The organism is Streptomyces sp. R-74717 (assembly GCF_047305335.1).
Taxonomy (GTDB): Bacteria; Actinomycetota; Actinomycetes; order Streptomycetales; family Streptomycetaceae; genus Streptomyces; species Streptomyces atratus.
This window is the reverse complement of record NZ_CP102361.1, coordinates 1,454,110-1,476,577: the sequence shown is the minus strand read 5'-3', so window position 1 is coordinate 1,476,577 and position 22,468 is coordinate 1,454,110. Positions and strand designations below refer to the sequence as shown.

At 75.9% G+C, this 22,468-nt stretch carries 3 protein-coding genes; 1 reads left to right on the top strand and 2 read right to left on the bottom strand.

The window, feature by feature from the left end:
• Positions 1-44: 44 nt before the first annotated feature.
• Positions 45-19,010, top strand: coding sequence for a hypothetical protein (locus tag NRF20_RS06825; RefSeq protein ID WP_413752219.1), 18,966 nt, complete (start codon positions 45-47; stop codon positions 19,008-19,010).
• Between the two features lie 148 nt (positions 19,011-19,158).
• Here NRF20_RS06825 and NRF20_RS06820 read toward each other — a convergent pair whose 3' ends face one another.
• Together NRF20_RS06820 and NRF20_RS06815 are read right to left on the bottom strand one after the other, a co-directional pair.
• Positions 19,159-20,049 carry an RICIN domain-containing protein gene (locus tag NRF20_RS06820; protein ID WP_413752218.1) on the bottom strand — a complete coding sequence of 297 codons (891 nt, stop codon included), beginning with the start codon at positions 20,047-20,049 and terminating at the stop codon, positions 19,159-19,161.
• A 288-nt stretch (positions 20,050-20,337) separates the two neighbouring features.
• A complete protein-coding gene (locus NRF20_RS06815) occupies positions 20,338-22,386 on the bottom strand; it encodes a hypothetical protein (protein WP_413752217.1) in 2,049 nt (682 codons plus the stop codon).
• Positions 22,387-22,468: the final 82 nt, after the last annotated feature.

The window sequence follows — 22,468 nt, the reverse complement described above, 5'->3', positions numbered from 1 at the left end:
CCCGACGCCCGATCCCCAGCAGTACGCCCGAGGAGGGCGCTCCCATGGCTTCCGCGGAATCCGTACTCAACACCATCAAGCTTGAGGACATCTACGCCCTGGGCAACGCCTGGATTCAGCTCGGAGACGAGCTCCACGAGCGCCGGGTCGCCGTCAACGGGCACGTGGAGGGCATCGAGTGGAAGGGCGCGGCGGGCAACGCGGCCCGTCTCGCCTGGTCCGACGCGGCTGCCAAGAACCTCGACGACGCGATCGAGACCGCCTGGACCATCGGCCAGTCGATCAACCGGTACGCGGACAAGCTCCACGAGGCGGCGGAGGAGTACGCGAAGAAGCTCAACGCCATGATGTGGGCGGACATCCTCGGCGCGATCTTCAGCGCCGTCTTCTTCTACCTCGGGCCGCTCCTCGAAGGCCTGCTCGCCATGATCGGGCAGCTCATCGCCCGGCTCATCCCGGTGATCGCCTCGATGGTGGGGCGGCTCGGCCCCGTCGGCAGCGCGGTGGTCGGCTCGATCGGCGGGGCCGTCATCGGCTCCGCCTCGGGCCTCGCCTTCGACCTCGGCATCGGCGCGGCGGGCGCGGCCATCGCGCACACGGACTACGACATCGACTGGGGCGCCGAGGCGCTGACCCTCGGCATCGGCGGCGGTTTCGGCGGCATCGCCGGAGGGCTCGGCGGCTACCACGGCGTCCCGAAGGGCATCACGCCCGACGGGGTACCGAAGGCGGGCAGCCCGCCGCCGCACTCGCCGCCGGTGACGAAGCCGGGCGGCTCGGACGGGTTCGCGCCCATCGGCGGGAGCGGCGGCAAGAACACCTTCACGCCGCCGCCCGCCCAGACCCGCCACGGCGGCGACCACACCGTGCCCGTCCCCGGCGGCCCGGGGAAGGGCGAGGGCGCGCCCCCCGTCACGGGCGGCGTCTCCGCCAAGGAGAACCACCCCACGAGCAGTGGCCCGGCGGGCGGCCGTCCGGGCGACGTCGGTATGCCGCCGCCGCCCGCGCGCGGCGAGGGCCCCGGCACCCACACCCCCACCGGGGCCCCGGTCCCGCTCAGCGGCAGGCCGAACCCGCAGGGCGGCTCGCACCCCACGCCGTCCGACCGACCCGCCGGTGGCGACGGTTCTCGTACGGCCCCGCCGCCCACCCCGGCCCCGCAGTCGGGAAAGCCCCACACCGTCACGGCGGGCGAGACCCCCGGCAAGCCCGTCCCGGGCGCGCAGGGCGGCGGCGATCGCGCCGGTTCGGACGCACCCCCGCGCGGGGAGGGCTCCCGCACCGGCTCCGCGACACCCAACCCGCCGGTACGGGGCGAGGGCCCGCGTACGGAGGCCGCGCCGAACCCGCCTGTGCGGGACCAGGGTCCGCGGTCGGTGCCGCCGCCCGCCCCGGAGTCGGGGAAGCCGCATGTGGTGGGTGGTTCGGAGACGCCGGGTCGGCCGGTTCCGGGGGGTCCTGGCGGGGATCGTGCGGAGTCGCAGGGGCCGCGTGGCGAGTCGGCGGCGCCGAATCCGCCCCTGCGGGAGCAGGGTTCGCGGTCCACGCCGGTTCCCCGTGGCGAGGCTCCCGGCCAGACACCGCACTCCGGCACGCCCGCGCGGCCGGGGCCCGGGCGGTCCGAGGGGACGGACGCGGGCGGTCCCGTTCCGCACGGCGACGGCGGAAGGCGTACGGAGACGGGCGGTTCCGTGCCGGCTCCCGTGGGGGAACGGTCCGAGGGGCCCGGTTCGCGTGTCACCGACACGGGGAGCCGTGGCGGCGACGGGAACCAGGGGACGGGACGGCCGCCCGCGGGCGGGCGCTCCGAGGCGGTCGGCGGCGAGGGCGTGCAGAAGCCGCCCGCGAGCGGGAATCCGGCCGAGGGCGTGACCGGTGGCGTACGGCCCGGGTCCGGCACGGATCACGTCGCGCCGCCCCCCGCCGGGCGTCCCGGTGGCGACCACGCCACCACGGGCGACCCGGCGCGGCAGCCCGCCGCGCCCGGCGGCACCCCGCGCGGCGGCGAGCAGCAGGGCGCGGTACCGCCGGGCGGCGGCGGGCGCGCCACGGACGGACCCGGCACGCGGGACGGGGTGCGCCCCGGTGCCCGTCCCGGGCAGGGCGATCACGCGGAGACGCCCGTACCCGGACAGCGGCCCGGATCGCACGATCCGGCGGAGGCGCCCGCCCCCGGGCAGCGCCCCGGGACGGACGAGCACCCGCGGACGACCCATCCGGGTGAGGAGCCCGGGTCCACCACCCCCCGCCCCGGCGGCGGGCACGAGACGCACTCGGCCCCGCCCCCGGCGGGCGGCGGGCGGCGCCAGGACGGCTCCGGCGTGGACGGCGCCGACGGTTCCAAGACGGCCGGGAAGGGCGGGAAGGGCGGCGGTGGCCGCACCCCGATGCCGCACGAGGAGCTGAAGGACTGGCAGAAGCGTTTCGCGGACGCGGACGCCTCGGGCGACGAGCAGGCACAGCGCCGCGTCGAGGACGCGTACGACGCGCGCATGGACGAACTGGAGGGCGTCAAGAGCAAGCCGTCCCCGGACAGCCCCGAGGGCATCGCGAAGACCGCGGAGGCGATGGAGAAGTACGCCCGCGACCACGGCGTACCCGCGCCCGAGGCGAAGCAGCTCTCCGACCAGTACGCGAAGGACAGCCTGTCGGGCGACCCGGGGGCCCGCCAGAAGGCGGTCGACAAGTACAACGAGGCCGTGGGGGACGCCCGCCGCGATCAGCAGTTCAAGGAGTGGATCGGGGACCGGGCCGGGCGCGGGAAGGGCGCCGGCGGAGGCCGCGGGAAGATGCCGCAGGAGGAGCTGAAGGACTGGCAGAAGCGCTTCGCCGGTGCGGAGGACTCCGGCGACAAGGACGCCGTGACCCAGGCGGAGCACGACTACGGCAAGCGCCTCGACGAACTGGACGAGGCGGCGCGCGGACCGGTCCCGGACAGCCCCGAGTGGATCGACAGGCGCGCGGACGCCATGGAGAAGTACGCGCGGGACCAGGGCGTACCGGGCGAGGACGCGAAGCAGCTCTCCGACCAGTGGGCGAAGGCCGCGGCCTCCGGCGACCCGGGGGCGCGCGCGAAGGCGGGCTCGGACTGGAACGAGGCCGTCACGGACGCGCGCCGCGACCAGTGGATCGACGCCTGGAACAAGGACCGGGCCAAGACCGGGGTCGGCAGCGGCGACCGCGTCCGCATGACGCCCGGCGAACGGAAGAACTGGTTCGACCGCTTCGAGGAGGCGGAGTCCTCGGGCGACAAGGACGCCCTGGCCCGCGTCGAGCACGACCTCGACGCGCGCCTCGACGAACTGGACCACTCGGCGTACGTGCCGCACGACCTCGACACCTCCGCCTCGGCGGGCCCGGACGTCACGAGAGGCCCGAAGACCGGCGGCGAGGTGTCGGACGGCGTGGCGACCCCGGGGGACCGCCCCGGCGGCACCCGGGGCGGCGGTGACGGTTCGCGGGACACGCGTACGGGGCGTGGGGGCGGCGAGGACGGTTCGCGGGACAGGCGTGCGGGGCGTGGGGGCGGCGAGGACGACTTCCGCGACAGGCGCGCCGGGCGCGACTCGGACCAGGATGAGCTGGGGGACGGCTCCTGGCGCTTCCTGGGCGGGGACGACGGTCTCGTCCCCGAGCAGCCGAAGAACGTACAGGTCGCGACCGCGTACCCCGAGCCGTCGCGCCGTCCGGACCTGTGGAGCGCCATCAACGACAAGGGGCGCGGCGACCTGTGGGACGCGATCAACGAGCACAAGGGCGTTGACGCGGACGGCGGCCCCGCCCCGGCCCGGGAGACCGGCCCGGCGGACACGGCACCGCCCGCCCGTACGGGCGACGACGCGGCCCCGGTCCCGGGTACGAAGGACGGCGACGACACCGCTCCGGTCCCGGGTACGAAGGATGGCGACGACACCGCTCCGGTCCCGGGTACGAAGGATGGCGACGACACCGCCCCGGTCCCGGTGAGGAAGGACGGCGACACCGCCGCCGCGCCTCCCGTCCCGGAGCGCGAGGCGGGCGGTGACCGTACCGAGGGCGGCAGGGCCGCACCGGCCGTGGCGGAGGACGCCCCGGCGCGCGCTCCCCAGCCCGGGAAGGGGACGGAGACGCCGCAGGCCCCGTCCGGACACCAGGTCTACGAGGGGCTGTTGCAGGGGCAGGGCCTTCTCGGCGAGGGGCAGGGCGTGCCCCGCTGGAACCGCCACGGGGTCCACGAGTTCTCCCCCGAGGGGAACCTCCGCTCCGAGACCACGAGCCCGCAGCGCGACCGCGTCGCGCAGGTGACGCCGGACGAGTGGGGCGAGGCGATGGAGCGGTACGCCTGGGGCCAGGGCCTGAGCCCGCGCGAGGCGGCCCAGTGGGGCCAGGCGTACCGCGAGGCGCGTATGCACGGGGACGAGAACGGATGGAGCCACGTCGAGGACGGGGTGGCGAGCCGTCTCCTGGACCGTGAGATCGACCAGCGCGTGGCACAACGGACCCCGGAGCAGTGGGGGCAGGGCGTACGGGACATCGGCCGGGATTCCGGGATGTCCCCGGAGGAGGCCGCCGACTGGGGCAAGCGGGCGGAGGCCGCCTGGAGTCCGGGTGGCGACCGTGGCGCGTTCCACGGGAAGTTCCAGCAGCGGCTTGAGGAGATCCAGGCGGCGAAGCAGCAGGGCGGGGGCACGGGCGAGAACGCACCGGCACCGGACGGTACGCGCGAGACCACCGGCGCGCCCGCCACGACCACGCCTCCGGCCCCCGAGCGCGACGCGCCCGCCGACCGGACCGAGAACACGAGGCCGGCTCCGGCGGCGGGCGAGGACACGCCCGCTCCGGTGGCGGAGAAGGACGCCCCGACCCCCGTTCCCCAGCCGGTGAAGGAGCCGGAGACGTCGCAGGCTCCGGCCGGACACGAGGTCTACGAGGGGCTGTTGCAGGATCAGGGGCTCCTCGGCCGTGGCCAGGGAGTGCCGCGCTGGGACCGGCACGAGGTGCACGGGCGGACCGGCGGGGCCAATCCCCTGGCCGGGACGGCGCAGCACCAGCGGGACCGGGTCGACGAGGTGACGCCCCAGCAGTGGGGCAAGGCCATGGAGCGGTACGCGCGGGGACAGGGCCTCAGTCCGCGTGAGGCGGCCTTCTGGGGCGACTCGTACCGCGAGGCGCGTATGCACACGGACGAGACGTCGTGGAGCCGCGTCGAGGACGGCGTGGCGAGTCGGCTCCTGGACCGTGAGATCGAGCAGGGCGCGGCACAGCGCACCCCGGAGCAGATGGGGAAGGGCGTACGGGACCACGCCCTGGATCGCGGCATGTCCCCGGACGAGGCGGCCGACTGGGGCAGGCGCGCGGAGGACGCGTGGGCCCCGGGCGGCGACCGTGGCGCGTTCCACGGGAAGTTCGAGAAGCGGCTTGAGGAGATCCAGGCGGCGAAGCAGCAGGGCGAGGGCAAGGGCGAGAACGCGCAGAACCCCGAGGTCACGGGGGAGAAGGACGCCGGTACGGAGTTCGCGCCCGCGCGTACGGAGGAACCGGGCGGCGTACCGCGCGGTGAGCACGAGAGCACCGACGCGCCCGTCACGACCACGCCTCCCGCCCCGGACCGTGACGCGCCCGGCGGCCGGACCGAGGACACGAAGCCGGAACCGGCCGTGGCGGAGGACTCCCCTGCCCCTGCCCCTGCCGGGCACCAGATCTACGAGGGGCTGTTGCAGGATCAGGGGCTCCTCGGCCGTGGCCAGGGCGTGCCGCACTGGGACCGGCACGGGGTCCACGAGCTGACCGGCGACGGCAGGCCGTACGCCGGGTCCGGGGACCTCCAGCGCGAGCGGGTCGCGCGGGTGACGCCTCAGCAGTGGGGCGAGGCGCGTATGCACGGGGACGAGAACGGATGGAGCCACGTCGAGGACGGGGTGGCGAGCCGTCTCCTGGACCGTGAGATCGACCAGCGCGTGGCACAACGGACCCCGGAGCAGTGGGGGCAGGGCGTACGGGACATCGGCCGGGATTCCGGGATGTCCCCGGAGGAGGCCGCCGATTGGGGCAAGCGGGCGGAAGCCGCCTGGAGTCCGGGTGGCGACCGTGGCGCGTTCCACGGGAAGTTCCAGGAGCGCGTTCAGGAGATCCAGGCGGCCAAGCGGGCCGCGCCGTCGGACCACGCCACGAACAGCGGCCCCGTACGCGACGAACCGGGCACCGGGGGACACGTGTCCCCGAAACCGGCCCCCGAGGAGGGCAAGACCACCCCGGACACGGTGGAGCCGACTCCTGTGACGGGCAGGCCGGTTCCGGGTGGCGTGGAGCCGACGTCTGAGGTGGGCAAGCCGGTGGGCGATGTGGTGGAGCCGACTCTTGTGACGGGCAGGCCGGTTCCGGGTGGCGTGGAGCCGACGTCTGAGGTGGGCAAGCCGGTGGGCGATGTGGTGGAGTCGACTCTTGTGACGGGCAGGCCGGTTCCGGGTGGCGTGGAGCCGACGTCTGAGGTGGGCAAGCCGGTGGGCGAGCTCGTGGAGCCGACGCCCGGGACAGGAAGGCCCGTTCCGGGCGCCCTGAAGCCGATTCCCGGCGATTCCGGGCAGATCCCTGCCCCGGTGGAGAAGACCCCCGACCCGGTGGAGCAGCCCCCCACCACGACCACCCCCGCCCCCGACACCCCCGCACAGTCGTCCCGTGGGACGCGTTCCGTGCCGCCGGCTTCGGAGGAGGTGCGGTTCGCGCCGCTCGCTCCCGGGCAGGCGTCCTTGGGTGACGCCGGCCCGTTCGGCCCGGTGATCAACGCGCGACCGGCGGTGGCCGCCGGGCAGACGCCGCCCGAGATCATCACCGACTGGGTGCGGCAGTCCGGCAGCTCCCGCCGCTCCGAACCGCTCCAGGCGGTGGACCTGGCCGTACGGGCCCTCGTCAACGGCTGGGGCGGCGAGCAGGAGGCCACGCACCGCACGCGGGTGCTCCAGGCGATCACGGCGTGGAAGGACTCCAAGAGCGGCAGGAGCGCGCGCGACGAGGCGATCGCGCGCCTCGGCCAGGCGGTCGTGGACCGGGGCACGGCGCTGACCGCCGCTGCCCCCGCGACCCGGCGCTCGCTTCGGGACATGGGCCGGCGGAGCCCCCGGCCGCTGGTGCCGGTACCGCCGCACCAGCAGGAGGCCGAGGGCTACGGCCCCGCCCGGGGGTTCGAGGTGGAGGTCCACCTCATGCGGGTGCGACTGCCCCGGGGGGAAAGCCACCAGACGTACGACCAGATCGTGAATGTCCCCGGCCTGCTCGACGTCACCCTCGACAGTGCGGGCGGCCAGCCGGTCCTGGAGATCGTCTCGGCCCCCACCCGCTCCCTGGTCCACGGCGCGCCCGACGGGCGGGCCGAGCCCGAGGCGGTGGCCAACGCCTTCCTCGACTCGCTCCACCGCATCACGCACGCCGCCGGCAGCACGCGCTTCCCGGGCGTCTTCCCCGCGTCCCACGGGTACGTCGTCGACGACGACGCGGCGGAGCTGTGGCTCCAGGAGAACCCGTCCCCGTCCGCGCAGATCCTCGTGCACCACACGGTGGCCGTCCCGCTCTCCGGCTTCGTGCCCCTCCTCCGCCATGTGCGGGGCCGGATGCGCCCCGCCGCCGGTGAGACGCTCGGTGCCGCGCACGCGGACAGCGACCGGGCGATCGCGTACGGGGAGAGGGGCGGCGAGCGATTCGCGCGCTGGATCGACGCGCACCCCGCACAGCGCGCGCAGGTCACCGCCTTCGACGCGCCGGACCTCGTCGGCGTGCTCACCCTCGGCTTCGCCCAGGTCGTAGCGGCGCTGCGGGGCCGCGCCCCTGGCGCGGACTACCCGAAGGACTGGACGGCCGCCACCTCGCGCGACTCCCTCGCCGCCGTCCGCGCCGGGCTCGGCCCCGTGCCCCGCGCCTTCCTGGAGGACCAGGCGGACGTCCTCGCGCAGGACTTCGTCGCGGCCGTCCCCTTCGACGGCAACCCGCTGGAGCAGCGGCTGCGGGACGTCGGCAGGGGACAGAGCGCCACGGTCGGGGAGTACCTCGACAACCTGCTCCTTGAGCGCCCCGACCGCGTCGTGGACCAGTACGAGGCACTCGTCGTCCGTTCCAACTTCGACGCGCTGGACAGCAACCCGGACGAGGACGGACGGCCGCGCATCGTGCCGTCAGTGGTCCGCGTCGAGGTGCGGTCCTACGCGCCGGTCGATTCGCGGGACGTCGATGTCCTCACCCAGTCCGACGCGCTCGCCGAGGTCTCCCTGACCACGTACAACGAGGCGCGCGTCCGGCGTGGCCTGCCCCCCGTCGGCCCCGCCGTCCGCCCCGCGCCGCCCGCCCCGGTCCTCGACCGGCCCGCCCCGGCCGCCGCCACGCCCGCCGGTACCGCCCCGGTCACCGCGCCGCGCCACGCGCCCGCCCGGCCCCGGCCCGCCGTGCCCGCGCCGGGCGCCGGGCTGCCGCCCGCGCTCGCCACGCTCGCGGCGGAGCTGCCCCGCCTCCCCGCCGCGGAACGCTCCGCGCGGGTCGCCGCGCTCTCGCCGGGCGAGCGCGCCGCGCTCGTCGCCGACCCCGGTCTCGCACGGGAGATGCGCGAGGCGCTGACCGGCGAGGAGTTCCGGGAGCTGGCGGCCGAGTGGCTCGTCGTCGTGCCCGAGGGCGTCCACGAGCCCGCCGACTCGCGGGCCGAGGCCGAGCGCCTCGTCGGGGAGATGACCGCCGACCCCGACGTCGCCGAGGCGCTCCTCACCGGGGGCCGGCAGCTCCTCGTGGTGCCCCGTGACGTCCCGTTCACCGGCCTTGAGGCCTTCCATGGCCTTCAGGGCGCCCCCGGCCGTTCCCTCGGCACCGCGCGCGGCGGCTTCGCCAGGGGCTACGCGGGCGTGCCGGAGGAGAACCTGCTCGGCGAGCCCGCCGCCGTCCACGGTGCGGGCACCTACGCGGACGGCTACTCCAGCGCCCGCCACGAGTGGGCGCACGCCGTCGAGTCCGTGCTCGACCCGGCGGACCAACAGTGGATCAAGGACGTCTACGAGGCGAAGCGGGCCGCCGAGGCGGCCGGCGAGACCGTGCACTGGCCCGACGGCCGCTTCCCCAACTACTCCTCCTCCGACGCCCACGAGTACTTCGCGCAGCTCACGACGGCCTACCACGCCGCGAACGCCGGGGTGGACGAGCTGTCCGGCTCCCGGCGCAACAACGGCGCGGACTGGGTGGAGCAGCACGACCCGGCGCTGCTGCCGCTGCTCCAGCGGGTCTACGGGCCGGGGCGCCCGGCCGCGCGCGACGGGCTCGACAACCCCGTCGTGCTCAACAACTTCCGGGCCTTCTGGGGCCGCGTGGAAGGCACCGCGGACACCTCCTCCACGCCCCTCGCCGAGCAGCCCGCCGCCGCGTCGCGCGAGGACGGCGCGGCGGACGTACGCCGGGACGGGGTGCCGGGAGACGCCGGGCAGAACACCCCCGGGCGGCGGACCGCGCCCGGCACCCCCGGGCAGCGGCTCGCCCCGCCCGCCGGGGAGGGCACCGCGACGCGCCCCGCCTTCGACCCCCGGCTCGTGGGTGTGCTGCGACGTGCCTTCGGTCCCGGCATCGAGCAGACCGGGCAGTTTTCCGGGCTGTACGGCGCCCTGCACACGCTCGTCGGGGCGTACGGGGCCACCCCGCGCTTCAGCGGCGTCCCGTTCGACCTGGACACCGTGACCCGTCACGTCCTGCGGACGGACCCGGCCGAGGACATCACCCCGCAGCGGCGCATGGAGCTGTTCCAGACGATCTCCAGCGCCGCCCGGGCCGGTTGGGCGGGCGGGCTCCCCGGGCTCGTCGCCTACCGCGTGCGGCGGATGGGCGCGCTGGGCCCCGCCTCGGTCCTCACCGACGCCTCCGGCAACTTCCTCGGCCGCAACCTCACCGGCCACGCCGGGCTGACGCTCGACGCCGGCCAGGTCCTGAGCCCCGGCGCGGACGGCAACCTGCGCTCCGCCCCCGCGCCTTGGTCCGAGGAGCACCCGCACGTCGTCGTCGCCGAGCGCGAGGAGGACACGGGCCGCGTCCTGGTGGCCGTCAACGGGGGCGGGACGGTCCCGCTCGACGAGGAGGAGTTCGCCGCGCTCGTCGCCGAGGACCCCGACCGTTCCCCCGGGGCGCCCGTCGCCGTGGGTGTCGGGCCCCGTCAGGGCGGCACGTCGGAGAGTCTGTCCCGGCTGATCGCGGACGGCACGGCCACCCGCGCCTGGGGCGTCACCCGCCCCTTCCGGCTCCAGCCGGTGCCCGACGGGGCCCGCGCCTTCGCCTTCCCGCCGCCCGAGCCGGACGAGCAGCCCGTACCGGTCGGTTCGTGGTTCCCGAGCGACCCGGGCCTCGTACCGGCCGGGCCCGAGGGACGGGTGACGGCGAGCGACGGCTCCACGTACCCCGACTCGGACGTGCGCTCGTACCCCATCGTGACCTCGGACGGCCAGGAGCTCACCGGCCGCGCCTATCTCGACGAGGCCGACATCGCCCGCCGAGAGGAGGCGCTGCGGATGGTCTCCGAGATGATGCACTACTACAACGAGAGCGAGGCGATTCCCGGCCTCTCCACCGCCCGGCGGGGCCCGTTGATGCTGCTGCCGCGCGGACTCGCGGACGCGTACGTCACACTCGGGCACGGCGAGGGCGGCCGGGTCGTCCTGCCGATGCACAGCACCGGGCGCAACCACCAGGTCGCGCCCACGGAACTGGGCCGCGAGCTCCGCCGCCGCCCCAGCGTGCAGCGGCTGCGCCCGGATGTGCCGCTGTGGCTCCTGTGGTGCGAGATCGCCATGGTGCGGCCCGGCTCGGACCCGCTCGTCCGCCCGGCGGCGGCGCAGGAGGTCTCCAACCAGACCCGGCGCCACGTAGTGGCCTCCGACGCGCTGGTCGCGCTCGACGAGGGCGACGAGCAGCAACCCCCGGGGCTCATCAAGACCGACGACCCCGACCGGCCCCGGTACGAGTGGCACCAGTTCCTGCCGGAACCCCTCGTGGACCGCCTCATCGCGCTCGCCGACCACGCCGGGCTGCCCGGGGACGTGGCGCGGCGCACGACCCGGGTCCTGCGCTGGGTGCGCGCTCTGCGCCTGACCTTCGGCTTCGACATCGACACGCGCCCCGATCGCCAGGAAGAATTTCTCGCCCTCGTCTCGGACTTCGGCGCGCTGGAGCAGCAACGCCTGTGGCAGGGCGGCGCGGAGGGGGCCGAGCCGCTCACGTGGCGGGTCCTGGAGGACCTTACGCAGGCCCACGCCCAGCAGTCGGGCCACGCGGCGGGCCCGGTGACCGCCGGGACGCTGCACGGAATGCTCAGCGCGGCGGGCAACGGCACGCTGCGGCTCCCCGCACCGCGCGAAAGCGACGCGGTGCGCCAGGCGCCCCCGGCCCCGGGCCGCGCGGCCCCCGGCCCCTCCTCCCGCGTCCTGCTCGCTCCGCCCACGCCCACCCCCACGGCCCCGGCCCCGGGACGGGAGGCGGCGCCCGGCCGCTCCCGCGTCGCCGAGCTCGTCAGCAGGTACGAGGAGATGGCGCGGGCGTTCGACGACCACGAGCGGCGGGGCACACTGCCCGGACAGGAGCAGGAGCAGGAGCAGGAGCAGGAGCAGGAGCAGGAGCAGGAGCAGGAGCAGGAGCAGAAGCAGAAGCAGGAGACGGAGACCCCCGCCCCCGCCCCCCTGGACGAGCACCGCGCTCCGGCTCCGGTGGAGGAGGTGCCCGCTCCGGTGCCCGCTCCCGTGGCGGAGGTCCCCGTTTCCCCGGACGCCTACCTGGAGGAGCACGGGCTGGCGCCGGTGCACATCCTGCCGGGCGGCGACACGCTCGCGGACGTGCTGACCGCCGTCGCCCCCGTCGAGGCCGGCCGGCTCTCGCGGGGCGAACGACCCGCCACACCCGGTGAGTTGCGCGAAGGGTTCGCGAGCGCGCTCGCCACCGAGTTCGCCGCGCCCCCGGCGGAACGCACGCTCGGGCTGCCCGCGGAGGGCCCCCGGCCCGGCACTCCGCTCCTCCCGGCCGGGGAGCCGGACGCCCTCGTCCAGGGCGTGCGGACCGGCCAGGGACCCGGCGCGTCCGAGTGGCTGACCCTCGCGGTCGCCGCCCCCGTACTGAACCTGCGCCTCACCGTGCTGCTGCCGGACGGCAGGACATGGACCGCCGGTCCGCGCGAGGGCCGCGCGGCGGTGCTGCTCCACCAGGAGAACCCCCCTCCGCACACCTCGCCCTGGCTCGCGACGGAGCCCGCCGACGCCGCCGCCCGGGAGCCCGCGCGCACAGTCGCCGCCACGCCCCCCGTGCGTACGGCGGCGGCGCCCCCGCCCGGCCGTACGGCGCCCGAGGTCTTCTTCGGCGTCGAGACCCGCCCGGTCCGCGAGGACCCGCGCCCGGCCGAGACCGTCCCCACCCCGCCGCCCGCCCGCACGACGCTGCCCGAGCCCCGTACCGAAGCGGTCCCGCCCGTGGAGACCGGCACCACGACGGAGACGGTGGTCGAGGACGAGACCAGGACGGTGGTGCCGCCGGTCGAGGACGAGACCACGACGGTCGCGCCACCCGTCGCAACGGAGACGGTGCCCGACTTCTCGCCGTACATCCAGACCTACGGTGCGCGGCACGACGGCTCGGTCGGCTTCGTGGCCTACGAGGTGCCCTCCGACGAGGTCCTGCACGGCCTGCGCGAGCAGGTCATGGCCGCGCTCGGTGTCGAGGCGGGAAGCCCGCACGAGGAGGCGGTGCGCGCCCATCTCGACCGCGCGCTCGACTCCACCGAGATCGCCGGGAACCTCCCGGCGGTCCGCGGCCCCCGGGGCCACCGCGTCACGGTGCCCGTCGGTGACGTGGAACGCACGGTGGACGTGCGCCTGCGGCTGACCGGGCCCGGCCCCGACGCGCGTACCGGCGTCAGCCGGTCCCTGCCCCGTACGCGGCGCCTTGAGCGGCAGAGCGAGGGCGTCCAGGCCCTCACGTCGGCGCAGAACTCCGGTACCGCGCGCACCGTGTCCCTGCCCTACCTTGCGCTCCCCGAGATCGCCGCGGGACCGCTGCGCTGGGTCTCCGTCACGGTGGCGCCCAGCCTGACGCTCCGGCAGCGCTCGCTCAACATCGGCGTCAGCGAGAGCCTTTCGGTCAAGATCCTCCAGCGCGCGGGCGACGACGCCCGTTCGGTACGGTTCGACGGGGCCTGGCAGGTCCGCGTGGACGCCGAACCGGCCGCCGCCGACGGCTGGGACACCGAACAGGTCCACGGCCCGCTGCACGTCTGGTTCCCCGGGAACCGGGTCGGCGCGGAAGGGGACGCCGCCGAACTGCCGCGCGCCGCCGGGCTCGACACCTTCCCCCTGTGGGGGGTCGAGGACATCCTCGACGCGGGCCCCCTGACACGACAGGTGCTCGACCATGAGGACCTTCCCGCGCAGCGCGACCTCGGTGCGGAGTCCCGGGCGGCTCTGGAGGACTTCCTGGACGAGCAGCTGACACGCGGCTCGCTGCACCTCCAGCGCGACCGGGGGGTCATGTCCCCGCTACTCACTGACGCCGACGGCACCGTCATCGGCTTCGTCCTCGTCCGCGCCGTCGTCACGCCCGGCACGCCGTACCACCGGACGGCCGACGGGGACAAGGCGCTGGAGGTCCGCTTCACGCACAGCTCCGGCACCGACCGCTCGGCCCGTGTCGTCAGCGGCGCGGGCATCGGCGTCGCCTTCGCCCCGATGTTCACCTCCCGGACGGAGCAGGGCCACCCCGGTGCCGCCGACCACTGGGGTGGAAGGTTCCAGTTCAGGAGCGCGCCCTCCTGGCAGTCGGGAGACGCGCTCAACACCGGTGCCAAGTCGGGCATGATGCACGGCCTCACCACCTCCAGCGGTCAGCTGCTGACGCCCGCGGAGCTCACGTACGAGGTGACGTTCGTCCGGGCGGGCGGCGGGACGCAGGGCCCGGTCCGGATCGCGCGCGGCGAGGAGAGCGTCCAGCTGCGGCTGCTGCCCCACGACACCGTCGCGGGGGCGGCGCCCACGGAGGAGGAGCGGCGTGGGCTGCCGCCCCACCTCGACAGCCTCTCCGCCATCGGGTACACCGCCGTCCCCCTCTCGCTGGAAGGGGCCGACGAGGTCTTCGACCGGGCCGAGGCGCGGCTGCGCGCCCTCCACTACCTGCCGCCGCTGGAGCACCAGCCCTGGGAGGGCCGTATCCAGCGGCGGCGCGCCCGCGCCCAGTTGGTGAACCTCCAACGGTTCGAGCAGCTGCGCTCCGGCATCGGCCGGGCGACCGCGCTCCCGGACGGCGTCGAGGGCGGCAGGCCCGTCTGGTTGGACCTGCCCGGTCTGACGGGCGGCAGCACGCGCGTCGAACTGCGCATGACCATCACCCGGGACCGCACCCCGCGCGCCGGGGAGACCGGACCGCCCGCCGCGACGCACGAGCTGCGGCTGCCGGACGTCGAGACCGTCGCCACCGGCTCCCACGAGGCGCGCGGCACTCGCGAACGGTCCACCGCGCTCGGTCTCAACCTCAGCATCGGCGGAGGCCCGCGCCAGCCCGCCGGAAACTGGTCGGTGGACTACCTCGTCGACGGCACCTACGCCCGCACGTGGGCGCGCTCCGCCACCGCGGGCTCCGCCGTCGCGAGCGAGCAGGCCAACACGAGCAAGAGCAGGGGGACGGAGATCTTCGCCGTACCCGCCCGGCTCGCGCTCGACCTCTACCAGGGCACCTCGCAGGTGCCGGTGGCCCGCTTCGCCGAGCCCCCGGCGCCACCGCGCCCCGCGACGGACACCGCCCCCCGGCCGGTGACCGCCGCCGGTACGGACACCGACACCGAGGTCCCGGGCCTCAGGGACGTCCCGCCCGGCACCGAGACCGTCCCGCTCAGGGACCTCGCCCCGGAAACGGAGACCGCACCGCGTACGGAGACCGCGCCGCGTACGGAGACCGCACCGCGTACGGACACCGAGCCCGGTACGGACGCGGAGCCCCGTACGGACGCCGAGCCCCTTACCGACGCCGAGCCCCGTACGGAGGACGCCGATCCCGAAAGCGGGATCGTGCCTCCGCAGGGGGAGGCGCAGCCTGCCACGGCGCCCGTCGTCGTCCGGCTCGCCGTCGCGCACCACCGCACCCTGCCCCGCCCGGCGGACGTGGCGCCCGCCGAGGTCCCCGAGGCCCCGGGCTACACGATCCGCGCACCGCGCACCGGGACCGGAGCAAACAACGACCGCACGCTTCTCGGGCTCGTGGACGAGGAGGGGAACCCGCTGCCCGGCGTCACCAAGCTCCTCGACGAATCCAACGTGGACCTCTTCCGGGCCACGGAGGCGATCCAGGCCGCTCTGCGCCTCTTCGCCTCCGGCGACTACCCCGGCCGGCCGGAACGCGGCACCTTCGGCCAGCTGTCCGAGTGGGCCCGGCAGGCCGCCGCCCTGCCGGGCGTGCGCCCGGTGAGCGAGCGCCTGGTGGGCCAGGACCTGCGGGACAGGGGCACCTTCGCGAACGAGGCGGCCTACCAGCAGACGCGGGTCTCCAGCCTCCTCGGCCGCGCGCACCAGATCCTCAACGGCGTCTACACCGTCGAGGGGATCGTCCTGCCGGGACTCGGCGCCGACCAGCACCTCGCCGTGGACGTGGAGGGATACCTCCACCACCCCACGCTCGACGAGGAGTTCGCCACCCACGGCCAGAACGACGTGAACGCCACGGACATCGCCGCCGAGCGACGTACGACGAGCAGTTCCACCACCCGCGCCTTCGGGGTGACCGGCCTGCGGGGCGCGCCCCGCCCCACGCCCGAGGGCACGGTCGCCCGCATCGTCCGGGGCAACATCGGCGGTACGGGCTCCCGTACGCACCACGGCGAGCACGTCGAGGACACGTCCTCCAGCAGCGCCACCGTGCGCGGCGGCACCGAGGGCGCGGCCCAGCACCCCATCACGGCCGACCTCACCCTGCTGCTCACCATCCGGCACGGCACGGCCAACGTCGTCGGCAACGCGGTGGGACTCGGCAGCGGGAACGACATCACGCTCGCCATCGACGTGCCGCGCGCCGTCCAGTTCCGGCTCTACCCGGGGCAGCTCATACGCGAGGCGCGGTGGTTCAGCGGGATCGAAGGGCTCGTCGTGCCGACGGCACCGCAGTACACGGTGTCGCTCCCGGACGACTTCGTCCGCACGCGCGAGCCGGGATTCGGCGCCGTCCTCTCGGTCACCCAGCTCGACGACCCGGTCACCCGCCGCCCGCGCCGCAACCGCATGTGGCACGAGGTCACCCGGCTCGTGGAGCGCGTGGCATCCGGCGTCACCCGGCCCGGGAACATCGCCCACCTCCCCGGCGTCGCCGCCCTCGTCGCCGACCAAACCTCGCCGACGCGTCTGCGGACGCTGCCGACACGCGGTTCGGTCAGCCTGTGGTTCCGGTACGGGGCCCGCGCCGACGCCCACCTCGTCGAGGTGATGCTGCGCGCCGAGCCCGAGGCGCAAACTCCGGGCCTGCGCGAGATCCAGGGCCGCCCCGCCGGGGAGAAGACGGGCGTGGAGCAGCAGAACACGCACGCCCCGGACAACAGGATGGAGAGCGACACCGTCTCCCGTACCGTCACGGGGCTCCTCGACCTCGGGCTGCGCGACCCGCGTCCGGGCACGTCCCGCTACACGGACCGCTGGTCCCTGCTGCCCTCGGCCGTCCAGGAGCGCGCCCTCACCCGGCGCTCCGACCGCACCGCCGACGACCGCTTCTGGCAGCGCTCCGACAACGTCGCGGACTTCGACCGCGTCGGCTACCGCTTCACCGTCTCGGTGCGCACCAGCCTCATCCCCGAATCGCTCTTCGACCTGGTCGGCGGCCTCCTGGGCCGGGGGCTCGCGTCGATGGCGGACCGGGGAGAGCGCTACTGGCTCCCGGCGTTCCTGAGCGGCTTCTTCCACGGGGCACCCGCGCAGGAGGTGGTCGTCCCGGCCGACGTGGCGCTGCGCTTCGCGGGCTCCGACAGCGTCGCCCGGACCGACACGGGGCACACGGCGGACGGCGTCCGCGAGTGGACCCCGCTGCCCGCGCGGGTCACGGAGAGCGACCCGCTGCTGACCCCCGCCGAGGAGGAGACCACCCCGGCCGGGGCGCGCACCCTGAGCGCGTACCCCCGGTTCGTGCCCACGAGCACCACGCCGCTGAGCCACTTCAACGCCTTCCCGGAGCTGGCCGAGGCGATCCGGGCGGTCTCGCCGGGCATCGAGGGCCACTGGGGTCTGACGGCCGACGCCCACCCCGACGCGGGCAACGCGCGCCTGACCGAACTCGCGCAGTCCGGGCGCCCGGCGGCGCTGACCGGACCGGCCACGGCGGCCGGTCTCCACCCCCGGATGCCCGGCGGCTGGCCCGTGATCAGCGGCACCGAATCGCCCGTCACCCTCCAGGTGACCGTGCACGACCCGCGCCCCTTCGCACCGGGGGCGGCGGACATCGCGGCGGACGGCGCCAGGACCCGTACGCGCGTCGCCGTGAGCACCGCCACCAACAGCCGGGGCCTGGAGCTGGGGCAGCGCTTCGCACTGAGCGCCACGCCGCGCAACGACCATGTGGCCGGTACCGGTCAGCCGTTGCTCTCCGCGCAGCCCGCCACCCGGGGCAGCGACAGTTCGGTGACCACCGGGAGCCAGAACCGGGTCAAGAACGGCACGACCTCGGCGGGCGACACGTACACGTACCTGGCGCACGCCGACGTCGTCGTCACCGTGACCGGGCCCGAGGGGGTCCGGTGGGTGACCGGCAGCGCCACCGTGCGGGCCGGGGAGCGCGACCTGCTCGGCTACGGCGTCGTCACCACGCCGTCCGTGCCCTGGGCCTACGACCTGCCCTCGGTGATCCGCGAACGCCGGGCCGCCGAGGACCGGGCGCGGCGCGCCGCGCCGGACGAGGGGACGGCCCCCGCGCCCGCCCGGACCCCGGCGGACCCCGGCGCCTGGCGCACCGAGCCGGTCACCGAGCTGCCCGCCCTGCTCGCCTCCGGGATCGACCCCGAGCAGGAGGCCGTGCAGTTCTGGCTCGACCTCGGCGCCGACCCGGACGCCTCCGCGCTCGCGCACGCGCTCTACGTGGGGACCCGCGTCGCCGCGATCTCCCACCGCCGCGTGGAGCTGGCCCTACGCGGCACCACGGGGCTGCGGTTCTGGCCCATCGAAGCCGACGGTTCCCTCGCGGACGTCACCCCGGCCACGAGCGGCGGCTGGGAGCAACTGCGCCGGGCCGTCGACGCGTACACCCGGGCGGTGGACCGGGAGGCCGCGGCCGTGGCGGCCCAGCAGCCGCTGGACGCACGCCTGCCGGACCTGCGCCAGCAGGTCGCGGAGGCGGACGGGAACCGTCGGCAGCGGCAGTCCCGGATGGAGGAGGCGGAGGCGCTGTACACGGCCGCCCACGACACGCACACCGCCCTCGTCACCGAGCGGAACACGCGACGGGAGGAACTGGGGCAGGCCGGGCGCGACCTCACGGAGCGGCAGGCCGAGGTGACCGCCGCGGAGCGCGACCTCGCGGCCGCCGACGAGGACGTGCGCGCGGCGGCGCGGGCCGTCGCCCCCGCACCCGACGGCACGCCCGCCCCGGAGTCGGCCGCGCACGCCCTCCCACGCGCCGAGGGCAGGCAGCGCGACGCGGTGCGCGCGCTCGGCGCCAGGGAGGAGGGGGAGCGGACCGCGCGGCGCGAGGTGGACCGGCTCACCACTGAGGTCGGCGGCCTGGACCGCGCCATCGCGAACGCCAAGCGCGTCATGGACGACAACCGGCAGGAACGCGACAGGGCCCGGGGCAGGCGCCGGGACGCCGTCGCGCGGTACGAGACCCTGGACGGCGAACGCGCGCGGGTGGAGGAGCGCTTGGAGGCCCTGCGCGGGGACCAGCAGGCCCACGCCCAGCAGGCACGCGACGCCTGGGCGAACATGCCGGGCCCGGCCGGGCGGCTCAGCGCCGACCGCTGTGCCGAGCGGACCGGAGGCTCCGGCTTCCCGCTCGACACGCTCACCCTGGGACCGCGCGGGCGGTGAGCCGGGGGCGGCCCCGGGGTGACCCCCGGGGCCGGTGCGCCGCCGCGCGGTCGGCACCCGGCGCGTCGTACGCGAAGGCCCCGGCGGGAGATCCCCGCTGGGGCCTTCGCGACTGCCCGGGTCGTTGCCCCGGACCGGTGCTGCCGGGTCAGCCGACCACGGTCCAGCGGCTGTCGGCGTCCGTACCGCAGTCGTCGAGCTGGAGCTGCGTGGCGCGGGCCATGGAGTCGTCCCTGACCTCCATGCACAGGTGGTTGCTCGCGTAGTTGCGCACGCGCACCGTGCCGTCCCCCACCGGATCCAGCCACCACAGCTGGTTGTCCCGCGTCGAGCCGTCGCAGCGCGCCTCGATGAGCTTCGTCGCGGGCGGCTGCGCCCCGAACATCGGGACGTCCAGGCACAGGCCGTCCTTGACGTTGGCGAACAGCACGAGGTCGGCGCCGCCGGGCCCCTGGCCCGCGCCGCGCACCGACATGCTCCAGAGCTGGTTGTCCTTGTCGGTGCCGTCGCAGTAGTACTGCATGATCGGCTGGTTCACGGCGCCCTTGCCGTAGCCGGAGACGTCGGCACACATGCCGCTGTGCGCGTTCTTCAGCAGCACGCGGGAACGGCTCGCGTCCGCGAGCGTGCCCTGCTTCTTCTCCTTCGGCGCTTCCTCCTCCTTCTTCTCCGCCTCCGGGGAGGGGGAGGTGACGGTGCCAGCCCCCGCTCCGGCGACGACGGGGTGCTCCGCCGGCGCCTTCTTCCCGGTCTCCCGGCCGCCGGTCGGCGAGGAGGAGGCCGAGGGGCTGATCCGCCGCTGCTGGGCGGCCTCCTTCGCGGCCAGGTGCTGCTGCTTGCCGTCCTCGTCGGACTGGTAGCTGCGCCACGCGCCGAGGCCCAGGGTGGCGCCCGCGGCGAGCGCGAGCAGGGCCGTGGCCCCGGCGATCCTGGTGCCCACGCGGGAGCGTTCGCCCGGTTGCTGGGCGGTCTTCGTCAGCGCCTCGACGAACCGGGCCCGCTGTCGTCGTTTCGCGTCGTCCTGCTCGGTGTCACTCAACGCTCGTCCCCAAGTCAACGATGGTCCAACTGTCGGCAGCCGGTCGCTTCCGCCACTGCCGCCCCGCCCCCGTCCGGTCCGTGCGCCAGTCAACCAGCGCGCCCGCCGCCCCGGGTGGCACGCCGGACGCGGTGGGCACGGGATGGGCACGAACTGGACAGGGCCCGCGCGGCACGCCCACCCCGGGGGCGGGGCGCGCGTCCTTTCGCGCGAATCCGCACGGCGCGAGTCTTTCACGGACCGCGCCCCCTGCGCGGCCGGGCGGTGCCCGGTACGGCCACCCCGCGTTCACCGCGCCGCCGTCCCGTACAGCTCCCGGTCCCGCAGCAGTTCGGCCGCCTTCGTCAGCGCCGCCGAGAGCCGCCGCCGGTAGGTGCTGAAGGACAGTCGCGCCCGGCTCGCCGCCGCCTGCTGGCTGCGCGGCCCGCTCAGATACGTGATCTCCAGGACCTCGCCGAGCTGTCGCTGCCCCGCGTGCGCGCGCAACTGCTCCACCGTCTGCGCGAGCAAGTCGCGCAGCGCCGCCGCGTCCCCGCCCGGCGCCACCAGCCGGGTGCCGAGGAGCGGGTTCTCGGCGAGCTGCCGGAGGTCCTGCGCGTCGCGGTAGGCGTGCTTGACGGCCTCCGCGAACGCGGGCCACGGCAGCTCCGCCCCCGGCGGGCCGCTCGCCGGGGCGGGCAGCGCCGAGGGGTCGTCCGTCAGCAGCCGCTCGCACAGCGCCGCCGCCCACGCGTCGAAACCCGTGCCCCGCCAGTCCTGTACGTACGGGAGCACCGCCTCGCCCTCCGCTCCCGGTACGGGGGCCTCGCGCAACTGCCCGTAGAGGCCGAGCAGCGCGGCGAGACCGGGCCGGTCCTGGACCGTGCAGGTCCAGCTCACCGCGAGCCTCGGCACCGTCGCCCACAGCGTCGTCAGCGCGAACGCCGCCGCCGCCGGGGGACCCGTGCTCCACCGCGCGAGGAGCAGGCGCTCGCCGCGCCGCAGCGGGGCCCGCTCGCGGGTACGGGCCAGCGCGGCCCGCGCCACCGGGTCATCGGGCAGGCCCGTCATGCCCGCCTCCAGCCAGGGGGCGACGAGCACGGCCACGAGCCCGCCGCCGTCCTCCGCGAGGGAGAAGGCGGACGGCTGCCGCTCCCACCACGCGCGGGCCGTCGCGGCGGCGACCTGCCCGTGCTCCTTCGCGAGCGCGGCCAGCACCGCGTCCAGGTCCCCCGGGCGGCCCGTGCGCACGTGCAGACGGTCCGTCCCCTCCCAGTCCACCGCCTCCCGCACCGCCCGGTTGACCCGCCCCAGGTGCGCGAGCCCCGCCCCGAGCGCCCAGCGCCCCCCGGTGCGCTGGGCCAGTCGCTCCGTCAGGTGGGCGTGCAGCCTGCGGTGCAGGCGCTCGTACTTCTCCAGGCCGCGCCAGCGCAGGTCCACCACGAGCGCCTTCCGTACGAGCGGGTGCGGCACCAGGCCCTCGGCGGTGCTGCGCACGAACGACAGCCCGCGCAGCCAGTCGCCCAGGGCGTGCGCCTCCGCCACCGGCACGCCCAGCGTGTGCCGTACCAGCTCCTCCGTCGTGACCCGGGCCAGCGCGAGCACCGCGAGGGCGTCGCGCCTGGCGGGGGAGGGGTTCTCGCGCAGCAGCAGCCGAAGCAGTTCGCCCACGAGTTCCGGCGCGTCCTCCAGCGCGGTGCCAGGGCCAGCCCCCCCGGCCTCCGAGCGCTGGCGCGCCTCCGCGAAGAGCGCCAGGGCCAGCGGCAGCCCGTGTGCGGCCCGTGTCAGGGCCGGTACGGCCGTCTCGGGGACGTCCCGGTCGCGCAGCAGCCGGGCCGACTCGGCGTCACTCATCGCGCCGAGCACGGCGGTGTGCAGCAGGTCCCACCACTGCGGATCGGTGCGCCACTCGGCCGAGGGGGGCCGCCGCGCGCCCACGAGGACCGGCCGGTCGGCGGGCAGGCCGGGCAGGAACACGTCCCGCAGCCACGCCTCCAGCGGGCCCAGCAACTCCCCGGAGTCGATGACGAGCAGTTCCGTCCCCGCCGGTGCCCCCTGCGCCTCCAGCGCGCCGAGGAAACCTTCCGGTGTCGGCGCGGTGCTGCGCATGTCGATCACGCGGACCGTCCTGCCCTCCTCCTTCGCCTCGGCCACGAAGCGGCGCAGGAGCGTGCTCTTGCCGACGCCCGCCATGCCGTGCAGCCACAGCACCTGGCAGCCGGGCTGCTCACCGAGCAGCGACTCCCGCAGTAACCGCAGTCCGGCGACCCGGCCGGTGAAGAGCCGACGCCGCCGGGCCGTCGCCACCCCCGCGGGGGAAGCGGCGCCCTGCGCCTGGGTGAGGGGGGGAATGTGCATGGTCTACCTGTCGGACTGCTTCAGGGTCGCCGTCGGGAGGCGTGGCGGCGCGGGAGGGACGGGGAGGGGGGAAGGGACGCCC